Genomic DNA, 18,849 nt, shown 5'->3' with positions numbered 1-18,849 from the left:
GGAGGACAGAACCTTGACAGAGACAACAACCGCAACACCGGCCCAGCCTGCCGCCGATCCGCGCAGCGCCGAACTGGGCGAGAGGGTGCGCGGCGTGCACCGCCAGTACCCGACCGGAGTGACGGTGGTGACCGCTGCCGCCGGCGGCAAGCCCTACGGACTGGCCGTGAATGCCTTTTCCAGCATTTCGCTGGACCCGCCGCTGGTGCTCGTCTGCGTCAACGAATCCTCCCGGTCCTACCCCGCGGTGTTCGAGGCGGACCATATCGGCGTCAACATCCTCGCCGCCGACCAGGCGGGTGTGGCCGCTAACTTCGCCAAGTCCGGCGGGGACAAGTTCGCGGCCCTGCCGTGGCGGCCCGGCACCCACGGGGTGCCGGTGCTGGACGGGGTGGCCGGGCACTTCGAACTGGAGGTCAAGTACAAGATCCCCGCCTACTCGCACACCATTTTCATCGGCCAGGTGGTGGACGCCGATTCCTCCGGTCAAGCGCCGCTGGTCTACCAGGCCGGTAGGTTCTTCGACGGCGCCAGGCTGGAGCCGGTCCGGCAGCGGCCGGGCCATGAGTGAAGGAGTTTGGATTAGATGACGACCGACCAGAAGACAGTCGAAGAGGCCAACCGCGGGCACTTGCTGCGCTCGCTGGACCACGGCGGCCTTGACGGAGCTCTGGCTTCGCTGGACACGTATTACACCGCCGGGTTCGTACGCCACGGTGACAAGGGTGATTACGACCGGGAACGCCTGGCCGAGGGCCTGCGCCGGCTCTACACGGGGTTCCCCGATCTTGCCCGGCTGCAGTTCGACATCATCAGCCAGGGCGACCGCGTGGCCTACCGCTGGGAGGCCACCGGGACGCACCTGGGCGAATACCTGGGCGTGCGCCCGACCTACCGTGCGGTCACCGCCCGGGGCATGGTGATGTGCCGTTTCGAGGACGGGCTGATTGCCGAGGAATGGGCCTCCTGGAACAAGGTGAGCCTGCTCCACGATCTGGGCATTATCCCGCTGGGCCGCTAGGAGGAGACAGATGGAGACATTCAAGGACAAAGTCGCATTCATTACCGGGGGCGCCTCGGGGGCAGGGTTCGGCCAGGCACAGGTCTTCGGCCAGGCGGGCTGCCGGATCGTGATCGCCGACATCCGCCAGGACGCGCTGGACGAGGCCCTGGCGAAGCTGCGCGCGGAGGGCATCGAGTCCCACGCCATCCGGCTCGACATCTCCGACCGCCAGGCCTACGCCGCGGCCGCCGACGAGGTGGAATCCGTCTTTGGCGGGCCGCCGCAGCTGCTGTTCAACACGGCCGGGGTCAACAGTTTCGGCCCGCTGGAGAAGGCCACCTACGAGGATTTCGACTGGATCTTCGGGGTGAACCTGCACGGTGTGGTCAACGGCATCCAGACCTTCCTGCCGCGCATGATCGACAGCGGCCGCGACGGGCACATCGTCACCACGGCCTCGATGGCCGGATTCGAAGGCAGTCCGACGGCGGCCATCTATTCGGCCACCAAGGCTGCGGTCATCAACCTGATGGAAAGCTACGCACTCACCCTGCCGAAGTACGGCATCGGCGTCTCGGTGCTGTGCCCGGCCAGCATCCGCTCCAATATCGCCGATGCCCAGCAGACCAGGCCGGCGCATCTGGCTGCCAACAGCGGATTCCGCTCCGATGAGGCCTTCATCGAACTGCAGCGACGGCTCTACAGCGGTGGCATGGACCCTGTGGTGCTGGCCGGGCATGTCAAGCAGGCCGTCGAGAACGAGGAACTGTACATCCTGCCGTTCCCCGAGACCAAGGACGGCGTGCGCGCCCATTTCGACACGATCCTGGACGCCTTCGCGGACCCGGACAGCGACCGCGAAGGAGCCGAACAGCGGGCCCGGGCCTTCGCCGCCTACCGGGCCGAGGCGGCCCGGACCGCAGCCGCGGCGGGCTGACCGCCGGCCCGGCAAGATCCGCCGGCCCAGCCGGCCCCACCCAAGGAGTTGCATATGGCAGTTGTGCCATTGAAGGACATCGTGGAGCGCGCGTTCGACGGGCGCTACGGTGTTCCGGCCATTAATATCTTCAACGACCTGACCCTCGAAGCCGTGCTGGCCGGCGCGGTGGAAGCCAGTTCCCCGGTCATCGTGCAGACCTCGGTGAAAACCGTGAGGTCCATTGGGGCGGATGTGCTCTTCCGGATGTGGGAGGGCATGACGGCGGGGATCGAGGTGCCCGTGACCCTGCATCTGGACCATTGTCCGGACCGGGCAGTGATCACCGAGTGCCTCGACCGCGGGTGGAATTCGGTGCTCTTCGATGCCTCCGAGCTTCCGGTGGCCGAGAACCAGCGCCAGACCATCGAGGTTGTGGCCCAGGCACGCCGCTGCGGCGCCCATGTGGAAGGGGAGATCGAATCCATCACCGGTGTCGAGGACGGCGTCGGCTCCGATGCGGAGTCCGTGCGCCAGCCGCTGCAGGTGGCCCTGGACTTCATCGCCGAAACCGGCGTGGATGTCTTCGCCCCGGCCATCGGCAATGCGCACGGCAAATACAAGCAGGCCCCCGTGCTGGACGTCCAGCGCGTGAGCGACATCGTCCAGGCCACCGGGATCCCGATCGCCCTGCACGGGGGCAGCGGCCTCTCCGACGCCCAGTTCGGCGACCTGATCGCGCGCGGCTGCGCCAAGGTCAACATATCCACCGCCCTGAAGCAGGAGTACATGCGCTCGAGCCTGGTGTTCCTCAAGGGCGCCGAGCAGGCGGACACCTGGGATCCGCCGTCGCTGTTCCGCGCGGTCGGAACCGACGTGAAGACACTGACGGTGGGCCTGGCCAAGCAGTTCGGCAGCGCCGGAAAGGCCTGGTGAGCATGCCTGCGCTGATCTTTGATTGCGACGGCGTGCTGGCCGATACCGAGCGTTTCGGGCACCTGCCGGCGTTCAACAGCACGTTTGCGGACTTCGGGCTTCCGGTGCGCTGGAGCGAGGAGGACTACGCCGGCAAGCTGCTGATCGGCGGCGGCAAGGAACGCATGGCCAGCCTGCTGACGCCGGAGTTCGTCGCGGCGAACGGACTGCCGGCGGATGCCCGGGCCCAGTCGGACCTGCTGGCCGCCTGGCACCGGGCCAAGACCGCGCACTACACGCGGGCGGTCCAGGAAGGGCGGATGCCCGGCCGGCCCGGCGTCGTCCGGCTCGTGGACGAGGCGCTCGCGGCCGGCTGGCAGCTGGCCGTGGCCTCGACGTCGGCGGAGGTTTCCGTCCGGGCGGTGCTGGCCCACGTGGTCGGGGCGGCACGGGCGGCCCGTTTCCGGGTCTATGCCGGAGATATCGTGCCCCGCAAGAAGCCGGCACCGGACATCTACGAACTGGCCGTCGCCGACCTCGGGGCCGGCCGGCAGGAGGTCGTGGTGGTGGAGGACAGCGCCAACGGCCTGCAGGCCGCGCTCGGCGCCGGCCTGAAGACCATCGTGACCGTCAGCAGCTACACCGCCGGGGAGGATTTCACCGGGGCGGCGCTGGTCGTCTCGTCCCTGGGGGAGCCGGGCGAACCGGCCGAAACGCTGGCCGATCCGCTCGCCCTGCGGCCGCACGGCCGGGTCGCCCTGGCCACGCTCAACGCAATCCTGGACACCTCGGAGGTGAAGGCACCATGAGCACCAACAGTCTTGCCCGGACCGAATTCATCGTCCGGACCATCGCCCGGACGGCGGTGGAGAAGGAGCAGGAATTCTGCGACCTTGACGCCGTGGTCGGCGACGGCGACTTCGGCTACTCGCTGGCGCGCGGTTTCGAGATCGTCCTGCAGGACTGGGACAGCTTCGAACGGACCGACATCGGCACTTTCCTGCAGAAGGTCGCCCTGGTGATCTCCGCCCGGATCGGCGGCACCTCCGGTCCCATCTGGGGAACGGCCTTCCTGCGGGCCGCCGGCGTGGCCAAAGGCAGGCAGCAGTTGGCCGCGGCGGATGCCGTGGGCATGCTGCGCGCCGCGATCGACGGCATCAAGGTGCGCGGCGGCGCCGAGGTCGGGGACAAGACGCTGCTTGACGCCCTCGTCCCGGTGGCGGACGCCTTGGAGCAGGCCGCCGCCGACGGCGCGGACGGTGCGGCCGCCGTCGAAACCGCCGCCAAGGCAGCGCGGGACGCCGCCGAGGCCACCAGCTCCCTGGCGGCGCGCCGGGGCCGTGCGAGCTACAGCGGAGATCGCAGCATCGGGTCTCCGGATGCCGGGGCGATGGCTGTGGCGATCATGCTGGAGCAGATCAACGCCGGCTGGCCCGGCCACTGAATGTTCCGGAACTGCAAAACACAACGAAGTGAGGTACGCCATGAAGAAGTTCGTCAATGATCCCAAGGACTTTGTGCCCGAGATGCTTAAGGGCATTGCCCTGGCCAACCCGGACACGCTGGCCTATGTGCCGGAGTTCAACCTGATCATGCGCAAGGACGCCCCGCGCGAGGACAAGGTCACCATCATCCAGGGCTCGGGGTCCGGCCACGAGCCGGCGCACGTCATGACCGTGGGCCGGGGCATGCTCGACGGCGCCTGCCCCGGCGATGTGTTCGCCGCGCCTCCGGCGCACTACGTCTATGAAACCGCCAAGACCCTGGCCTCCCCGAAGGGCGTGCTGCTGCTGGTGAATAACTACACCGGGGACAAGATGGCCTTCGAAATGGCGCAGGAGCTGGCCGAGGCGGACGGCATCAACGTCCGGACCTTGTTCATCAACGATGACGTCGCGGTCGAGGATTCCACCTTCACCGTGGGCCGGCGCGGCGTGGCCGGGAACTTCTTCGTGATGAAGGCGGTGGGTGCGGCCGCCGAGGCCGGGGCGGACCTGGACGAGCTGGTCCGGATCGGCCAAAAGGTCAACTCCCGGACCCGTACGATGGGTGCGGCCCTGACCGCCTGCACTCCTCCGGCCAAGGGTTCGCCGCTGTTCGAGCTTGGGGCGGACGAGATCGAAATGGGCGTGGGCATCCACGGCGAGCCTGGCCGGCGCCGCGCCCCGCTGGCCACGGCCAACGAGATCATCGACGAACTGCTGGAGAGTGTGGTGCGGGACCTGCCGTTTGCCGCCGGGGACCGGGTGGCGCTGATGATCAACGGGCTGGGCGGAACCCCGGTCAGCGAGCTCTACGTGCTGTACGGCCGGGCCCACGAGCAGCTGGCCGCCCGGGAAATCACCGTTGGCCGCAGCTACGTGGGAGAGTATTGCACGTCGCTGGACATGGCCGGAGCCTCGGTGACCCTGGTCCAGCTGGACGACGAGATCGAGGAACTGCTCGCGGCACCGGCGGAGATTGCCGCGCGGGTGTTCTGACCGGTCCAGCGTGGGCGGCCAGGCACAGGCGTGTCCAAATGCGGACCGGGCCTGGCCGCACCGCATTGAAAATGCTTTTCACAACTATTGACTTTCTCAATCAAGTACCTCTAGCGTAGGGCTTGGCTGCTGTGACTGCGCTCACGGACAGCCCTGAGGACGGAGCAAGCCCCGGTGCGGGGACATCGTGAAGGGTACGTGTAAGGATGCACAACCAGGGTGTGGGAACGTGGATTCACCGCCGCCGGGTGAAGTCCGCCGGCAGGACGGCGCTGATCAGCGGCGGCGCCGAGCTGAGCTATGACGAGTTCGCGGAGCGGGTGGACCGGCTCGCCTCGGCTCTGGCGGCCCGCGGCATCGCCAAGGGCAGCCGGGTGGCATACCTGGGCGAGAACCATCCGGCGTTCCTGGAGACCTTCTTCGCCTGCGGCACGCTGGGTGCCGTTTTTGTCCCGCTGAACACCCGGCTGGCCCCGCCGGAGATCGAATATGCGCTGCAGGATTCCGGCAGCTCCATCCTGGTCCACGCCCGGTCCCTGGACGGACTGGCCGTCCCGGGGTCGCGGAAGGTGGAACTGACGCACCGGATCGTCGTCGCCGACGCCCCGGCGACGGACGCAGCGGCAGACGCGGCAGCGGAAACCCCGGCGGGCGCCGCCGTCGAGGATTTCGAGCAGGCCATCACCGCCGGCTCCCCGGAGCACCGCGACGTCGAAGTCACCCTCGAGGACCCGGCGATGATCCTCTACACCTCCGGCACCACCGGCCGGCCCAAGGGCGCCCTGCTCACGCACGGCAACATGACGTGGAACAGCGTCAACGTGCTGGTGGACTATGACATGGTCAGTTCCGACGTGGCCCTGATGATCGCCCCGATGTTCCATGTGGCCTCCCTCGGCATGGGAGTGCTGCCGGCGCTGCTTAAGGGTGCCACGGTGATCCTGGAGCCGCGCTTCGAACCCGGGCGGACCCTGCACCTGATCGAGCAGTACCGGGCGACCAGCATCAGCGGCGTACCCACGACCTACCAGATGCTCTGCGAGCACCCGGACTGGGACAAGACCGATATCAGCTCGCTGACCAAGCTCACCTGCGGCGGCTCGGCCGTGCCGATGCGCGTGCTGGAAGCCTACGAGAGCCGCGGGCTGTCCTTCTCCGGCGGCTACGGAATGACCGAAACGGCTCCCGGGGCGACCAGCCTGGCACCGAACAAGTCGCGCGAAAAGGCCGGCTCGGCAGGGCTGCCGCACTTCTTCACCGACATCCGCATCACCAACGTGCTGGGCGAGGCCACGCCGGCCGGCAGCGTGGGGGAGATCCAGATCTCCGGTCCCAACGTCATCAAGGAGTACTGGAACCGCCCGGACGCCACCGCGGACAGCTATGCCGACGGCGTGTGGTTCAAGTCCGGCGACATGGGCTACGTGGACGAGGAGGGCTACCTTTATATCTCCGACCGGCTCAAGGACATGATCATTTCCGGCGGCGAGAACATCTACCCGGCCGAGGTCGAGCAGCATATTGCGGAGCTGGAGGCCGTCGGCAGCGTGGCGGTCATCGGCGTGCCGGACGAGAAATGGGGCGAGGTGCCCCGGGCCATCGTCACGGTCCGCAACGGCTACAGCCTCACCGAGGAAGAGATCCGGACCCAGCTGCAGGGGCGCCTGGCCCGCTACAAAATCCCCAAGAGCGTGGTGATCGTGGAAGAGCTGCCCCGCACCGCCAGCGGCAAGATCCGCAAGGCGGAGCTGCGCAAGCAGTACTCGGGCTAAGTCCGCGGGACATCCACGCCCACCCCCTCCCACCCGCAACTTGGGCGGGATAGATGCTGTGTACCGGCCGGATAACAGCATCTATCCCGCCCAAGTTTCAGAAGGGGTGCATAAGGCGGCCCCCGCTACTCGGCGTAGTGGCCGGACGCCTCCTGCCACGCCTCCGGTTCGGCAATTTCGGCGTGCTGCGGCTTCGGCACCAGGGCCACGGCCAGCAGGCCGAGGAGCGCGGCGAGGCTGAAGAAGTAGAACCCGAAGGGGTAGGCGATGCCCCAGACCACCAGCAGGCCGGTGGCCCACGGGCCGACAATGGCACCGAGGCGTCCAACGGCCGCCACGAACCCCATGCCGGAGGCGACGATCCGGCGCGGGTAGGCATAGCCCACGAACGCGTAGATGAGCACCTGGGAGCAGAAGACGAAGACGCCGGTCACCAAGACGACGGCGTTGAGCAGCAGCTGGTTTTCCATCTTCACGCTCAGCAGAGCCAGCATGACGGCCGAGGCACCAAACCAGACCAGCGCGGTCCCTTTCACGCCCTTCCTGTCCGCCACCTTGCCGCCGATCATCAGGCCCGCAATGGCGCCCAGGTTCAGCACCAGCAGCAGGACCAGCGAACTGGCCACGTTGTAGCCGGCGTCGCGCATCAGCTGCGGCAGCCAGGTATTCAGGCCGTAGACCAGCAGCAGCCCCATGAAGGCACCGACCCACAGGCCGATCGTGGTGCGCAGGTAGGTGCGGTTGAGCACGTCGCGGGCCCGGATCTTCTCGTGTGCGGGAGCAGCTTCCGCCGCGCCGGCATGAACCGGGCCGGCATGAAGGCTGGTCTCCGGGAGCTTGGCCCACATCAGCGGGAGCACCACCAGGCCGAAGGCGCCGCCGGCATAGAAGATCCATGGCCAGTGGACTCCGGCCAGCAAGGCGCCGAACGCAGCGGCAACGGCGCCGACGTGGTAGCCGGTCATGGTCAGCGTGCTCGAATGCGCCTTCGCGTCATGCGCGGAAGCCTCCTGCATCGTGGTCACGGCCACGGGCAGGCAGCCGCCAAGGCCCAGGCCTGCGATCAGGCGCGCCAGCGCCAGCATCATGACATTCGGCATCAGCGGGAAGATGAGGGTGAATAGGGAGAAGACGAGCACGCTTGCCATCAGGGGCCTGCGGCGGCCGAACCGGTCCGACACCGGACCGATCAGCGCCGCGCCGACGCCGACGCCGATCAGCGAAACGGTCGCAATGAACGTGGCGTCCAAGGTGGTCATGCCCACGTGCTGGCTGTCCAGCAGCGTCGGGATCGAGGCCCCGAGGGCAACGATGTCGAAGCCTTCGAAGACGACCGCGAGCCAGCACAGGATCACGATCCAGGTACGGGAAGGGGCGAGGACGGCCATGGGTCTCAGTCCTTCGGATTCGGCGGGTAGCCTGCGATGCCGGGCGGCCTGATGATGGAATTACCTACCAGTGTGGCGCGGATCTCCCGGGGGTCCAATAGGCGGTCCAGAAGCTGCCAGGGCGCGGAATTTCCGGATCTCGGCGGGCGCTGATGGCGCCGGGCGCGTGCGTCGTTTGATTGTCGGCGGGATGGTGTAGCCTCATTGCTGGCCGGATACCCGGCGATCCCTCGCATCTCTCCAGAAAGAGCACCCTGCATGCTGCTCCGATTGATCCGCGACTATTCGAAACCGTACGGGCCGGCGATCCTGGCCGTCGTTGTCCTGCAGCTCGCATCCACCATTGCCACCCTGTACCTGCCGAGCCTGAACGCCCGGATTATCGACGACGGCGTGGCGCGCGGCGACACCGACTTCATCTGGCGCACCGGCGCCCTGATGCTCGTGGTGTGCCTTGCCCAGGTGGCCACCGCCATCGCGGCCGTCTACTTCGGGGCCAAGGCCGCCATGGCTGTCGGCCGCGACCTGAGGCGCGCGGTTTTCCACAAGGTCTCCGGCTATTCGGCCCGGGAGATGGGACGCTTCGGCGCGCCGTCGCTGATCACCCGCGGCACCAATGACGTCCAGCAGGTACAGATGCTGGTGCTGCTGGGGCTGAACTTCATGGTGGCCACGCCGATCATGTGCATCGGCGGCATCATCATGGCGCTGCGCGAGGACATCGGCCTCTCCTGGCTGGTCTGGGTGGCCGTGCCGCTGCTCGGCGCGGTGGTGGGGTTCCTGGTCTGGCGCCTGATGCCGCTGTTCCGGACCATGCAGACCAAGATCGACCGGATCAACGGAGTCCTGCGGGAGCAGATCACCGGCATCCGGGTGGTGCGCGCCTTCGTCCGCGAACCGCACGAGACCAAGCGCTTCGCGGGAGCCAACAAGGAACTGACGGACGTCTCGCTGGCCATCGGCTCGCTGTTCGTGCTGATGTTCCCCTCCATCGGCATGATCCTGCATATCTCCACCGCCGCGGTGCTGTGGTTCGGCGGCCTGCGGGTGGAGGCCGGGGAGATGGAGGTGGGGGCGCTGACCGCCTTCCTGCAGTACCTGCTGCAGATCCTGATGGCCGTCATGATGGGCACGTTTATGGCGATGATGATTCCGCGTGCCTCGGTGTGTGCGGACCGCATCGGCGAGGTGCTCGACGTCGAACCTTCCATCCGCGAGCCCGAGGCGCCGGCGGCGCCGCCGGCCAACGCCGGCGTTGTCGAGTTCCGCGATGTTACCTTCGCCTATCCCGGGGCTGAGGCGCCGGTACTGAGCAATATCAGCTTTACCGCCCGGCCTGGCCAGACCACGGCGATCATCGGCAGCACCGGTGCGGGCAAGAGCACGCTGGTGTCCCTGCTGCCGCGGCTGTTCGACGCCGATGCCGGCCAGGTGCTCCTCGACGGCGTGCCGGTGACCGAATTGTCCCGCCCGGAGATCACCGGCCGCGTGGCCATGGTCCCGCAGCGTCCCTACCTGTTTTCCGGCACCATCGCGCACAACCTGCGCTTCGGCAATCCGGCGGCGGACGAGGACGAGCTGTGGCAGGCCCTGGCCGTGGCCCAGGGCGAGGACTTCGTCCGGGCCAAGCAAGGCGGGCTGCAGTCCCGCGTGGCCCAGGGTGGCACCAACGTCTCGGGCGGGCAGCGGCAGCGGCTGTGCATTGCCCGCGCGCTGGTGGCCAAGCCCAAGGTCTACGTCTTTGACGATTCCTTCTCCGCCCTGGACGTGGCCACCGATGCCCGGCTCCGCGCGGCGCTGAAGGAGCAGACCACGGACGCCGCCGTGATCATCGTGGCCCAGCGGGTCTCCACCATCACCGACGCGGACCAGATCCTGGTCATGGAACACGGCGAGATCGTGGCCCGGGGCACGCACGAGGAACTGCTGGAAACCTCACCCACGTACCAGGAAATCGTCCAGTCCCAGATCAGCGCGGAGGAAGTGGCATGAGCAAGGAGTCGCAGCTGGCGGAGGCAGCCCCGGCGCCCGATGAGGAGCTGCCCGAGGAGGAATTCCGTCCCACTGAGGCGGACGGGGACATGTTCGGGGGCACCCCGGCCAAGAAGGCCAAGCAATTCTGGCCCTCGGCCAAGCGGCTGCTTGGGCTGCTCCGGCCCGAGCGCGCCGGCATCATCGTGGTCCTGGCCATGGTGCTGGTCGCCGTCGTCCTGAACGTCGTCGCCCCGCGGGTCCTCGGCCGGGCCATGGATGTGATCTTCAGCGGCGTGATCGGCAGGGACATGCCCGCGGGCATGACGCAGGAGCAGGTCATCGCCGGGCTGCGCGCCCAGGGCCAGGACCAGTTTGCGGACATGCTTTCCGGGATGACGCTGGTGCCCGGCGCGGGCATCGACTTCCTGGTGCTTGGCCGGCTGATCGCCATCGTCCTGTGCATGTACCTGGTGGCTTCGCTGTTCATGTGGCTCCAGGGCTGGGTGCTGAACCGGATCGTGATGCGGGTGGTCGCGCAGCTGCGGATGGACGTGGAAGCCAAGATCAACCGCCTGCCGCTGAACTATTTCGATACCAAGCAGCGCGGCGACGTGCTCTCCCGGGTGACCAACGATGTGGATAACATCCAGCAGGCACTGCAGCAGGCCTTCGCCCAGCTGATCATGTCGGTGCTCACAGTGCTGGGCATCACCGTGATGATGTTCGCCGTCTCCTGGCAGCTGGCGCTGATCGCACTGGTCGCGCTGCCGCTGGCCGGGGTCGGCGCCGGCATGATCGGAGCCCGCAGCCAGAAGCTGTTCGCCGCCCAGTGGAAGAACACCGGCGGGCTCAACGGGCAGATCGAGGAAGCCTTCAGCGGCCATGACCTGGTCCGGGTGTTCGGCCGCGAGGCGGACGTGCTCAAGGAGTTCGACGAGAAGAACGAGGCGCTGTACAAGGCCAGCTTCGGCGCACAGTTCGTCTCCGGGATGATCATGCCGGTGATGAACTTCGTCTCCTACCTCAGCTATGTGGGCATCGCCGTGGTCGGCGGCCTGCGGGTGGCCTCCGGTGCCATGACCTTGGGGGATGCGACGGCGTTCATCCAGTACTCGCGCGAGTTCACCCAGCCGCTGGGCCAGATGGCCGGCATGGCCAACATGCTGCAGTCCGGCGTGGCCTCGGCCGAGCGGGTCTTCGAACTGCTGGACGAGGACGAGCAGCTGCCGGACACCGCCACGAAGCAGCTGCCGGCCAGGATGGACGGGCACGTGGAATTCGAGCACGTCACGTTCAGCTACACCCCGGACAAGCCGCTGATCGAGGATCTGTCCTTCGCGGCGCGCCCCGGGGAAACCGTGGCCATCGTCGGCCCCACCGGGGCCGGCAAGACCACGCTGGTGAACCTGGTCATGCGCTTCTACGAACTCAACGCCGGGCGCATCACCCTCGACGGCGTGGACATCACCGAGCTGAGCCGGGCAGAGCTGCGCTCGAAGGTGGGCATGGTGCTGCAGGACGCCTGGCTGTTCGGCGGAACCATCTTTGAGAACATCCGCTACGGCAACCTGGCGGCCACCGAGGAGGAGGTCATCGCGGCGGCCAAGGCCACCTACGTGGACCGCTTCGTGCACGCGCTGCCGGAGGGCTACGACACGGTGATTGACGAAGAGGGCAACAACGTCAGCGCCGGCGAGAAGCAGCTGATCACCATCGCCCGGGCGTTCCTGGCCAATCCGGCCCTGCTGATCCTGGACGAGGCCACCAGCTCGGTGGATACCCGCACCGAACTGCTGGTGCAGCAGGCGATGGCCGCGCTGCGTACGGACCGGACCTCCTTCGTGATCGCGCACCGGCTCTCCACCATCCGGGACGCCGACGTGATCCTGGTGATGGATGAGGGCAGGATCGTGGAGCAGGGCAACCATGCCCGGTTGCTCGAGGCGCAGGGGGCCTACTACCGGCTGTACATGTCCCAGTTCGCCGGCGCCGCTGACCCGGCCAGCTGACCGACTGCCGGCGGCCGGATACCGGCCGCCGTCCTGCCCGGAGATCCACCGCACTGAGGCCGGATCGCGGACTGCTCCGCGGTCCGGCCTCCGTGCGGTCCTATAGTTCCTTGAACAGCCCGCGCCAGAAGGCGCGCCAGTGCTCCACGGTCTGCGCGGAATCGAGCTTGGTGTGGCTGATACCCATGGATGCCTTGCCCGGGGCCTTCTGGTAGATGTCCAGGCTGACCCGGCTGCCGTCGGAGAGCGCCGCGCGCCAGTAGCGCCACTTGTCGGTCGAGCTGGTGGCCGGCGCCTTGTCCAGCGGGATCCCGGAGAACTCGCCGCGGCCGCCGACCAAGGTGCACCAGGCGTCCAGGGCCTCATCCATGCTGCCGTTGAAGGTTTTGCTCACGCCGACCTGGAAGTCGCCGTCGCAGCTCTGTCCCGGCTGCCGCCGGCCGATGTGCTGCTCGTAGGCCACCGTGACGCTCTGGGCCCACCAGCCGCTGTTCGGGTGGGAGGCGGACAGCCGCTCCCCGGCGTGCCGGGCGATGTCCTTGTGCGGCAGTTCCTGGCCTCCGCGGCTGTCCAGGAACTCCACCCAGGCATCCCAATCGGTGCCGGTGGCGTTTTCGATCGCCTCAATATTGGATGCCTTCGTCATGGGCACATTCTAGGCTGCGGCCGAAGTAACACTACGGCAACATGGTGATCGCTCAGGGGTAATACCCGGCCGCCACACTGGGGTGCGTAATCGGCTGGCCGGTGCAAGGAGTCCACCCATGCCCACCCCATTGAATCAGGCAGTCGCGGACGCGGCCCTGCTGACCAAGTCCCTGCCGCTGGGGCTGTTGAAGTCCTTTATCCAGACCGAAGCCTCGGAGGACAGGTTGTCTCCGGGGCTGCTGGCCGATCTGCGCCTGCTCGCGCGCACCCCCAACCTGCTGGTGGCCTGCAACTACGGTGGAACGCTCTGCTCCGCCGAGGGCATTTCCACCGAGACGCTTCCGCTGGGCGGCGCTGCTGTCGCCTTCCGTGCGCTGGCGGCGCTGCCCAATACCCATGCCGCCATCATTTCCGGACGGTCGCTGCGGGATCTGGCCTCGGTCTCCCGGCTGCCGGCCGAAGTCCATCTGGTGGGCTCGCACGGTTCCGAGTTCGACATGGCGTTCGCCCACGGACTCAGCCTGGGCACCGAGGCGCTCCTGCAGCAGGCCGGCACGGCGCTGGTCGAGGCCGTCGGATTTGAAAAGGCGGTCAGTATCGAACGCAAGCCGGTCGCCGTCGCCGTCCATACGCGCGGCGCACCGCCGGAGGTCTTCGAACGGGTCAGGACGGCGTCCCGGCAGATCGCCGAGAACCACGGCCTGTACTTCATCGAGGACGGCTCGGTGCTGGACCTGTCGGTCACCGAACCGGCCAAGGGCGCGGCCTTGGAACGGCTGCGCTCGCAACTGGGCGTCAGCGCCGCCCTGTATGCCGGCGACGCAGAGAGCGACGAGGCGGCCATCCGGACCTTGCGCGGGCCCGATCTGGGCATCCGGGTCGGCGGCGGGCAGACGGACGCGGCGCACCGGGTCCAGGATCCGGAGGCATTTGCGCGCGCGCTGGCCATCCTCTTCGAGCTGCGGCGCGCCTGGCTGTTCGGCGAGGATGCGGTGGGGCTGGAACAGCACTCGCTGCTGGCGGACGGCTCCTCCACGGCCCTGGTCACACCGGATGCCAGGATTTGTTGGATGAGCCACCCATTGCCGGACTCGGGCTCTGTCTTCGCCCATCTACTCGGCGGTGATGCGGCCGGGCATTTCAGCATCGAACCGGTGAAGCCCTCTGCCGTCCTGGGCCAGCGCTATCTGGACAACACCATGGTGGTGGAGACCCGGTGGGCGGACGTGACCGTTAACGACTATCTGGAGCCATCGCCCGAAGGGATCACCACTCTGGTCCGCGTCCTGACTGGCACCGGAGCAGCCCGCATTACCTTCGCACCGCGCCCGGACTATGCCAACGCGCCGTTCAATATGGAAACACGGGATGGCTGCGTCCAGGTCATGGGCACTTCGGATCCCATTGCCTTGCACGCCCCGGGGGTCGCTTTCAAGGTGTCTTCGGACGGCAGGTTCGCCACTGCGACGGCGGAGGTCCAGTTGCAGGACGGACCCGTGATCCTGACCATGCGCTGCGGGGATACCGCACCTTTTGTCCCGGATTCCGACGGCGAGCCGGAGCGCCGGGCCAAGGTCATGGCGCAGGCCCGCGGCTGGATCCGCAGCCTGGACATCCCCAAGGTCAAGCCGTCGCTGGTGGCCCGTTCCGCACTGGTGCTCCGGGCCATGGTGCACGAGCCCACCGGCGGCGTCCTGGCTGCGCCGACCACCTCCTTGCCCGAGGGCATCGGCGGGATCAGGAACTGGGATTACCGGTTCTGCTGGCTGCGGGACGGTTCGATGACGGTGCGCACACTGGCGGAGCTGGGCTCGACCAGCGAAGCGGACGGCTTCCTGCGCTGGCTGGACGGCATCCTGAAGAACGCGCCCGGGCCGGAATGGCTGCACCCGCTGTATTCGGTTTCGGGCACCCCGCTTTCCTCGGAAGCCACCTTGGAAAACCTGCCCGGCTATGCCGGTTCGCGGCCGGTGCGGATCGGCAACGCCGCGGACCACCAAGTGCAGCTGGACGTCTTCGGGCCGGTTGCCGAGCTCATCCATACGCTCAGCGACGCCCGGGGCGAGCTGTCGGATTTCCAATGGTCGCTGCTGGAGAAGATGGCCGCCGCGGTCGCCGCCCGCTGGCACGAACCGGACCACGGGATCTGGGAGGCGCGCATACCGCCGCGCCACCATGTGTACACCAAGACCATGTGCTGGGTGACCCTGGACCGCGCCCTGGAAACGGCCCGCCGGCACGGCCGGGCACCGGATCCGGACTGGGCGCCGCTGGCGGCAGCCATCCGCGGGCAGGTCCTGGCCGAGGGCTGGAGCGAGGCGGCCCGGTCGTACACCGTGGCCTACGACAGCGACGAGGTGGACGCGGCGGTGCTGCACATCGGGCTCTCCGGCCTGCTGGACGTCGGTGATCCGCGCTTTCACCACACGGTGGCGGCGGTGGAGCGGGAACTGCGGGTCGGGCCGACGGTGTTCCGCTACCATTACGACGACGGCCTGCCCGGGCTCGAGGGCGGGTTCCACATTTGCACCACCTGGCTGATCGAGGCGTACCTGGCGGTCGGGCGGTTCGACGACGCCGAGAAGCTGTTCAGCCAGCTGGTCAGCCTGGTCGGACCCACCGGCCTGCTGCCCGAGGAATACGATCCGGCCACGGAAACCCATCTGGGCAACCACCCGCAGGCCTACTCGCATCTGGGGTTCATCCGCTGCGCGCAGCTGATCGACCGGTACCTCGACGGGCGGCAGCACCCGGCCTGATTCCCGCTCGGTTACGCATAGTCCTTTCCCAAGAGTTGGTCGCCAGGCCTGCTGGGACCAACATCGCTAGAGCCGGGTGACCTGATGGATGCTTTCGGCTATGCGGTGAATCTCATTCGTCCGGATGCCCGCGATATTCACCCGTCCGTCATCGGTACCGTAGATGGAGTGGTCGGTCCTGAGTTGCAGCATCTGTGCCGGGGTGAGCGGCAGCATTGAAAACATCCCTTTGTGCTGCTGGATGCGGTCATAATGGTCCGTTTGGGTAACCTCCTGCAGCGCCAGGGCGAGGCTTTCGCGGTTGGTTCTAATCCGTTGCCGCATGGCGGCAAGTTCCTCCTCCCAGCTTTGAAACAAGTCCGCAGATCCCATGATTTCGGCTACGATGGTGGCTCCGTGATCGGGCGGCATGGAGTAAAGGGACCGTGCAATCTGTTGAAGGGCTGGCCGGATTGTTGCGGGGCGGGGCCCGAGAACCATTGCGGCTCCGGTGCGGTCGCGGTACAGGCCGAAGGTCTTGGAACAGCTGACGGCGATCATCATGGTTTCCGCGTGGCAGGCCATGTACCGGAGCCCCGCTGCATCCGTTTCCAACGAGTCTCCCAGGCCCAGGTATGCTGCATCCACGAGCGGGACCGCCCCCGTCTCGCTGACAACTTCGGCCAGCGACCTCCATAGGTCCATGGTCATATCTGCCCCGCTGGGGTTGTGGCCGCTGGCCTGGAGCAGCATGACATCGCCACGGCGCGCGTTGCGCAGCTGGCAGGCAACCAAGTCTGGATCTGCCTGTCCGGAGTCGTTGAGATATTCATAGCGCGCGACGCTGAGTCCGGCCGCCCGGGCAACGGGCGCGTGATTTGCGTAGGCGGGGTCCGATAACCAGACAGTCGATCCCGGATTCGCCAAGTGGACCAGCTCAAAGAGGATTCTCAGTGCACCGGTCCCGGCAATCGTCTGAATTGTTGTCAGATTGTCGACTGCAGCCAGGTCGCCCAAGACGAGACCGCTTATCGCGGTGTTGAACGTATCGTTACCGCTAAGACCCAGATATGCCTTGGACCCGGAACGATGAGCGAGGACATTTTCGGCATCACGGACAGCCCTCATGACCGGCGTAGAACCATGGTCATCCCGATAGACTCCGACGCACAGATCCAGCTTCCGGGGAGACATGTCTGCGCGGAAGCAAGCATTCACTGCGAAGATGGGGTCTGCGGCAGGAGCTTGCAGTGACTCAAACATTGGCATTCGCCTTCAAAATCCAAACCCTTTCAATAAGACTGTTGGGGACGATCAAATCTTCGAACTTCTGATTCAGCCAATGCGTGGCTGCACCGACTATCAGCCCACGGACCTTTGTGCGGCGATCGGCAACTGGGCTACGGGGAATGGCCTGGTTGTGAAGCCGATCGCGGGAACGCCATAGGTATATTGCCTCTCAGCCTTGCCAAGCTGCCGCAACGGCAGCGGCGACCGTGTCAGCGACCCGTGGGTCCAGGGGCGACGGCACGATGTAGTCATGGCGCAGCTCCCCATCGACCAATGATGCTATGGCCCGGGCAGCGGCGATTTTCATCTCGGCGGTGATCTTGGATGCACCGCAGTCCAGCGCCCCGCGGAAGATCCCAGGGAAGGCCAACACGTTGTTGATTTGGTTCGGGAAGTCCGAGCGCCCGGTGGCGACGATGGATGCATGGCGGGCCGCGACGTCGGGCATGACCTCCGGGTCGGGATTGGACAGGGCGAAGATAATGGCGCCTTGGTTCATCCCTTCCAAGTCCGCTTCGGTGACTTTCGCGGAGGACACCCCGATCAGCACGTCTGCGCCGTCGAGGGCCGCACGGATCCCACCCACGATGTTGTTGCGGTTCGTTTTGGCGGCGTATTTTGCCTTGACCGGGTTCAGGTCGTCGCGGTCGCGGTGAATAATGCCGCGCGAATCGACCAGAAGGACATCGTCCACACCGCTGGCGATCAGGATCTCCGCGATCGCGATGCCCGCGGCGCCCGCCCCGCTGACCACCACTCGGAGCGAGGACAACTCCCGGCCGACCACCTTCGCGGCGTTGGTCAGCGCGGCAAGGACGACGACTGCGGTACCGTGCTGGTCATCGTGCATCACGGGGCAGTCCAGCGCCTCGATGAGCTTTTCCTCCAGTTCGAAGCAGCGCGGCGCGGAGACATCCTCGAGGTTCACCGCGCCGAAGCTCGGACGGAGGTGGACCAAAGTTGCCACGATTTCATCGACATTGGTGGTGTTCAGCACCAGCGGAATGGAGTCCAGCCCGCCGAAGGCCTTGAACAGTGCGCTTTTGCCCTCCATCACAGGTAGCGACGCACCCGCTCCGATATTGCCCAGGCCTAGCACGGCGGTGCCGTCCGAGACGACGGCAACCAGCCGTGAGGCCCAAGTGTAGGTCGCGTGCTTGGCCGGATCTTGGGCAATGGCGCGGGACACCTGGGCCACGCCCGGGGTGTAGGCGATGGACAGGGCACGCTTGGAATCAAGCGGTGTGGTGTACGAAACCGACAGTTTCCCACCTACGTGGGCGGAGAAGATTTCGTCTTCGGTGATCGAGGGAAGGCTGGATGCGGGTGCCTGAACTGACATGTAGGGGCTCCTATGCGAATAGATGTTGGCGTATCGACGGACTGGCGCAGCATTAAAGTGGCGATACCGTCGACGAATAGCGCGTGTGTTCCGGACTGGTCTGAAGGGTGCCGGCTGCTGCCTGGCCGTGGGTGTAGCCCTGGTTGTAGGCTTCGTCGGTGCCGAGGCGGAAGAGGTCGTTGTCGGCGGGGCGGATCAGGGCGCGGGCGGTGCCGGCCGGATCGTCCAGGTTGGCAAGCACCAGGCGGCCGAGCCCGCGCACGAGGGCGACGGGCCGGCCGGTGGCCTTGCCCTTGGCCAGGTCGGCGGCGGCGGCGATTTCGTCGGCGACGGCGGCGGCGGAGACGGCCAGCAGGTTGCCGTGGGTGTCTTCG

The 18,849-nt window shown here is 66.9% G+C and carries 16 protein-coding genes; 11 read left to right on the top strand and 5 right to left on the bottom strand.

Going from position 1 to position 18,849, the window contains the following annotated elements; translation table 11 throughout:
* Nucleotides 1-13: 13 nt before the first annotated feature.
* The 8 genes from LVY72_RS23035 (at nucleotide 14) to LVY72_RS23000 (ending at nucleotide 7,086) form a co-directional block, all read left to right on the top strand.
* Nucleotides 14-571 carry a flavin reductase family protein gene (locus tag LVY72_RS23035; RefSeq protein ID WP_237827120.1) on the top strand — a complete coding sequence of 186 codons (558 nt, stop codon included), beginning with the start codon at nucleotides 14-16 and terminating at the stop codon, nucleotides 569-571.
* 15 nt (nucleotides 572-586) lie between these two features.
* A complete protein-coding gene (locus LVY72_RS23030) occupies nucleotides 587-1,021 on the top strand; it encodes an ester cyclase (protein ID WP_237827118.1) in 435 nt (144 codons plus the stop codon).
* A 10-nt stretch (nucleotides 1,022-1,031) separates the two neighbouring features.
* Nucleotides 1,032-1,940, top strand: coding sequence for an SDR family NAD(P)-dependent oxidoreductase (locus tag LVY72_RS23025; protein WP_237827116.1), 909 nt, complete (start codon nucleotides 1,032-1,034; stop codon nucleotides 1,938-1,940).
* Between the two features lie 54 nt (nucleotides 1,941-1,994).
* On the top strand, nucleotides 1,995-2,855 hold the full coding sequence (locus tag LVY72_RS23020; RefSeq protein WP_237827113.1) for a class II fructose-bisphosphate aldolase: 861 nt from the start codon (nucleotides 1,995-1,997) through the stop codon (nucleotides 2,853-2,855).
* A 2-nt stretch (nucleotides 2,856-2,857) separates the two neighbouring features.
* Nucleotides 2,858-3,643: an HAD-IA family hydrolase gene (locus LVY72_RS23015; protein ID WP_237827112.1), complete on the top strand. Its 786-nt coding sequence runs from the start codon at nucleotides 2,858-2,860 to the stop codon at nucleotides 3,641-3,643.
* Nucleotides 3,640-4,278, top strand: a complete 639-nt coding sequence (dhaL, locus tag LVY72_RS23010) for a dihydroxyacetone kinase subunit DhaL (RefSeq protein ID WP_237827110.1) — start codon at nucleotides 3,640-3,642, stop codon at nucleotides 4,276-4,278. The genes LVY72_RS23015 and dhaL overlap by 4 nt, the downstream gene beginning before the upstream one ends.
* 40 nt (nucleotides 4,279-4,318) lie before the next feature.
* The gene (gene dhaK / locus LVY72_RS23005; RefSeq protein WP_237827174.1) at nucleotides 4,319-5,314 is read left to right on the top strand and encodes a dihydroxyacetone kinase subunit DhaK; all 996 of its coding nucleotides are present in this window, start codon (nucleotides 4,319-4,321) and stop codon (nucleotides 5,312-5,314) included.
* A gap of 206 nt (nucleotides 5,315-5,520) precedes the next feature.
* The gene (locus LVY72_RS23000) at nucleotides 5,521-7,086 is read left to right on the top strand and encodes an acyl-CoA synthetase (RefSeq protein WP_237827108.1); all 1,566 of its coding nucleotides are present in this window, start codon (nucleotides 5,521-5,523) and stop codon (nucleotides 7,084-7,086) included.
* Between the two features lie 125 nt (nucleotides 7,087-7,211).
* On the opposite strand, the gene LVY72_RS22995 is transcribed toward LVY72_RS23000, so the two are convergent.
* On the bottom strand, nucleotides 7,212-8,474 hold the full coding sequence (locus LVY72_RS22995) for an MFS transporter (protein WP_237827106.1): 1,263 nt from the start codon (nucleotides 8,472-8,474) through the stop codon (nucleotides 7,212-7,214).
* A gap of 258 nt (nucleotides 8,475-8,732) precedes the next feature.
* On the opposite strand from LVY72_RS22995, the gene LVY72_RS22990 reads away from it, so the two are divergent.
* Both LVY72_RS22990 and LVY72_RS22985 read left to right on the top strand, forming a co-directional pair.
* Nucleotides 8,733-10,466 carry an ABC transporter ATP-binding protein gene (locus LVY72_RS22990; protein WP_237827104.1) on the top strand — a complete coding sequence of 578 codons (1,734 nt, stop codon included), beginning with the start codon at nucleotides 8,733-8,735 and terminating at the stop codon, nucleotides 10,464-10,466.
* On the top strand, nucleotides 10,463-12,457 hold the full coding sequence (locus tag LVY72_RS22985) for an ABC transporter ATP-binding protein (protein WP_308190868.1): 1,995 nt from the start codon (nucleotides 10,463-10,465) through the stop codon (nucleotides 12,455-12,457). The genes LVY72_RS22990 and LVY72_RS22985 overlap by 4 nt, the downstream gene beginning before the upstream one ends.
* 100 nt (nucleotides 12,458-12,557) lie before the next feature.
* On the opposite strand, the gene LVY72_RS22980 is transcribed toward LVY72_RS22985, so the two are convergent.
* Entirely contained in the window at nucleotides 12,558-13,103 is a 546-nt protein-coding gene (locus LVY72_RS22980) for a hypothetical protein (protein WP_237827102.1), read from the bottom strand.
* A gap of 118 nt (nucleotides 13,104-13,221) precedes the next feature.
* Here LVY72_RS22980 and LVY72_RS22975 point away from each other — a divergent pair, with 118 nt between their 5' ends.
* On the top strand, nucleotides 13,222-15,864 hold the full coding sequence (locus tag LVY72_RS22975; RefSeq protein ID WP_237827100.1) for a trehalase-like domain-containing protein: 2,643 nt from the start codon (nucleotides 13,222-13,224) through the stop codon (nucleotides 15,862-15,864).
* Nucleotides 15,865-15,930: 66 nt separating this feature from the next.
* Here the strand turns inward: LVY72_RS22975 and LVY72_RS22970 are convergent, their stop codons facing one another.
* The 3 genes from LVY72_RS22970 to LVY72_RS22960 form a co-directional block, all read right to left on the bottom strand.
* The gene (locus LVY72_RS22970; RefSeq protein ID WP_237827098.1) at nucleotides 15,931-17,106 is read right to left on the bottom strand and encodes an amino acid aminotransferase; all 1,176 of its coding nucleotides are present in this window, start codon (nucleotides 17,104-17,106) and stop codon (nucleotides 15,931-15,933) included.
* 196 nt (nucleotides 17,107-17,302) lie between these two features.
* Entirely contained in the window at nucleotides 17,303-18,475 is a 1,173-nt protein-coding gene (locus LVY72_RS22965) for an NAD(P)-dependent malic enzyme (protein WP_237827096.1), read from the bottom strand.
* 52 nt (nucleotides 18,476-18,527) lie between these two features.
* The coding region (locus LVY72_RS22960; RefSeq protein WP_372463769.1) for a coenzyme F420-0:L-glutamate ligase at nucleotides 18,528-18,849 on the bottom strand (322 nt) is incomplete at its 5' end.

The organism is Arthrobacter hankyongi, assembly GCF_022012395.1.
In the GTDB taxonomy this organism is placed as follows: Bacteria; Actinomycetota; Actinomycetes; order Actinomycetales; family Micrococcaceae; genus Crystallibacter; species Crystallibacter hankyongi.
The sequence above is the reverse complement of the archived record's forward strand: the minus strand, read 5'-3'. Positions and strand labels throughout refer to the sequence as shown.

Excerpts from the sequence above, each read along its gene's own strand:
- LVY72_RS23030 (WP_237827118.1), top strand. The coding sequence starts at position 587 with ATGACGACCGACCAGAAGACAGTCGAAGAGGCCAACCGCGGGCACTTG.
- LVY72_RS23025 (WP_237827116.1), top strand. The coding sequence starts at position 1,032 with ATGGAGACATTCAAGGACAAAGTCGCATTCATTACCGGGGGCGCCTCG.
- LVY72_RS23020 (WP_237827113.1), top strand. The coding sequence starts at position 1,995 with ATGGCAGTTGTGCCATTGAAGGACATCGTGGAGCGCGCGTTCGACGGG.
- LVY72_RS23015 (WP_237827112.1), top strand. The coding sequence starts at position 2,858 with ATGCCTGCGCTGATCTTTGATTGCGACGGCGTGCTGGCCGATACCGAG.
- dhaL (WP_237827110.1), top strand. The coding sequence starts at position 3,640 with ATGAGCACCAACAGTCTTGCCCGGACCGAATTCATCGTCCGGACCATC.
- dhaK (WP_237827174.1), top strand. The coding sequence starts at position 4,319 with ATGAAGAAGTTCGTCAATGATCCCAAGGACTTTGTGCCCGAGATGCTT.
- LVY72_RS23000 (WP_237827108.1), top strand. The coding sequence starts at position 5,521 with ATGCACAACCAGGGTGTGGGAACGTGGATTCACCGCCGCCGGGTGAAG.
- LVY72_RS22995 (WP_237827106.1), bottom strand. The coding sequence starts at position 8,474 with ATGGCCGTCCTCGCCCCTTCCCGTACCTGGATCGTGATCCTGTGCTGG.
- LVY72_RS22990 (WP_237827104.1), top strand. The coding sequence starts at position 8,733 with ATGCTGCTCCGATTGATCCGCGACTATTCGAAACCGTACGGGCCGGCG.
- LVY72_RS22985 (WP_308190868.1), top strand. The coding sequence starts at position 10,463 with ATGAGCAAGGAGTCGCAGCTGGCGGAGGCAGCCCCGGCGCCCGATGAG.
- LVY72_RS22980 (WP_237827102.1), bottom strand. The coding sequence starts at position 13,103 with ATGACGAAGGCATCCAATATTGAGGCGATCGAAAACGCCACCGGCACC.
- LVY72_RS22975 (WP_237827100.1), top strand. The coding sequence starts at position 13,222 with ATGCCCACCCCATTGAATCAGGCAGTCGCGGACGCGGCCCTGCTGACC.
- LVY72_RS22970 (WP_237827098.1), bottom strand. The coding sequence starts at position 17,106 with ATGTTTGAGTCACTGCAAGCTCCTGCCGCAGACCCCATCTTCGCAGTG.
- LVY72_RS22965 (WP_237827096.1), bottom strand. The coding sequence starts at position 18,475 with ATGTCAGTTCAGGCACCCGCATCCAGCCTTCCCTCGATCACCGAAGAC.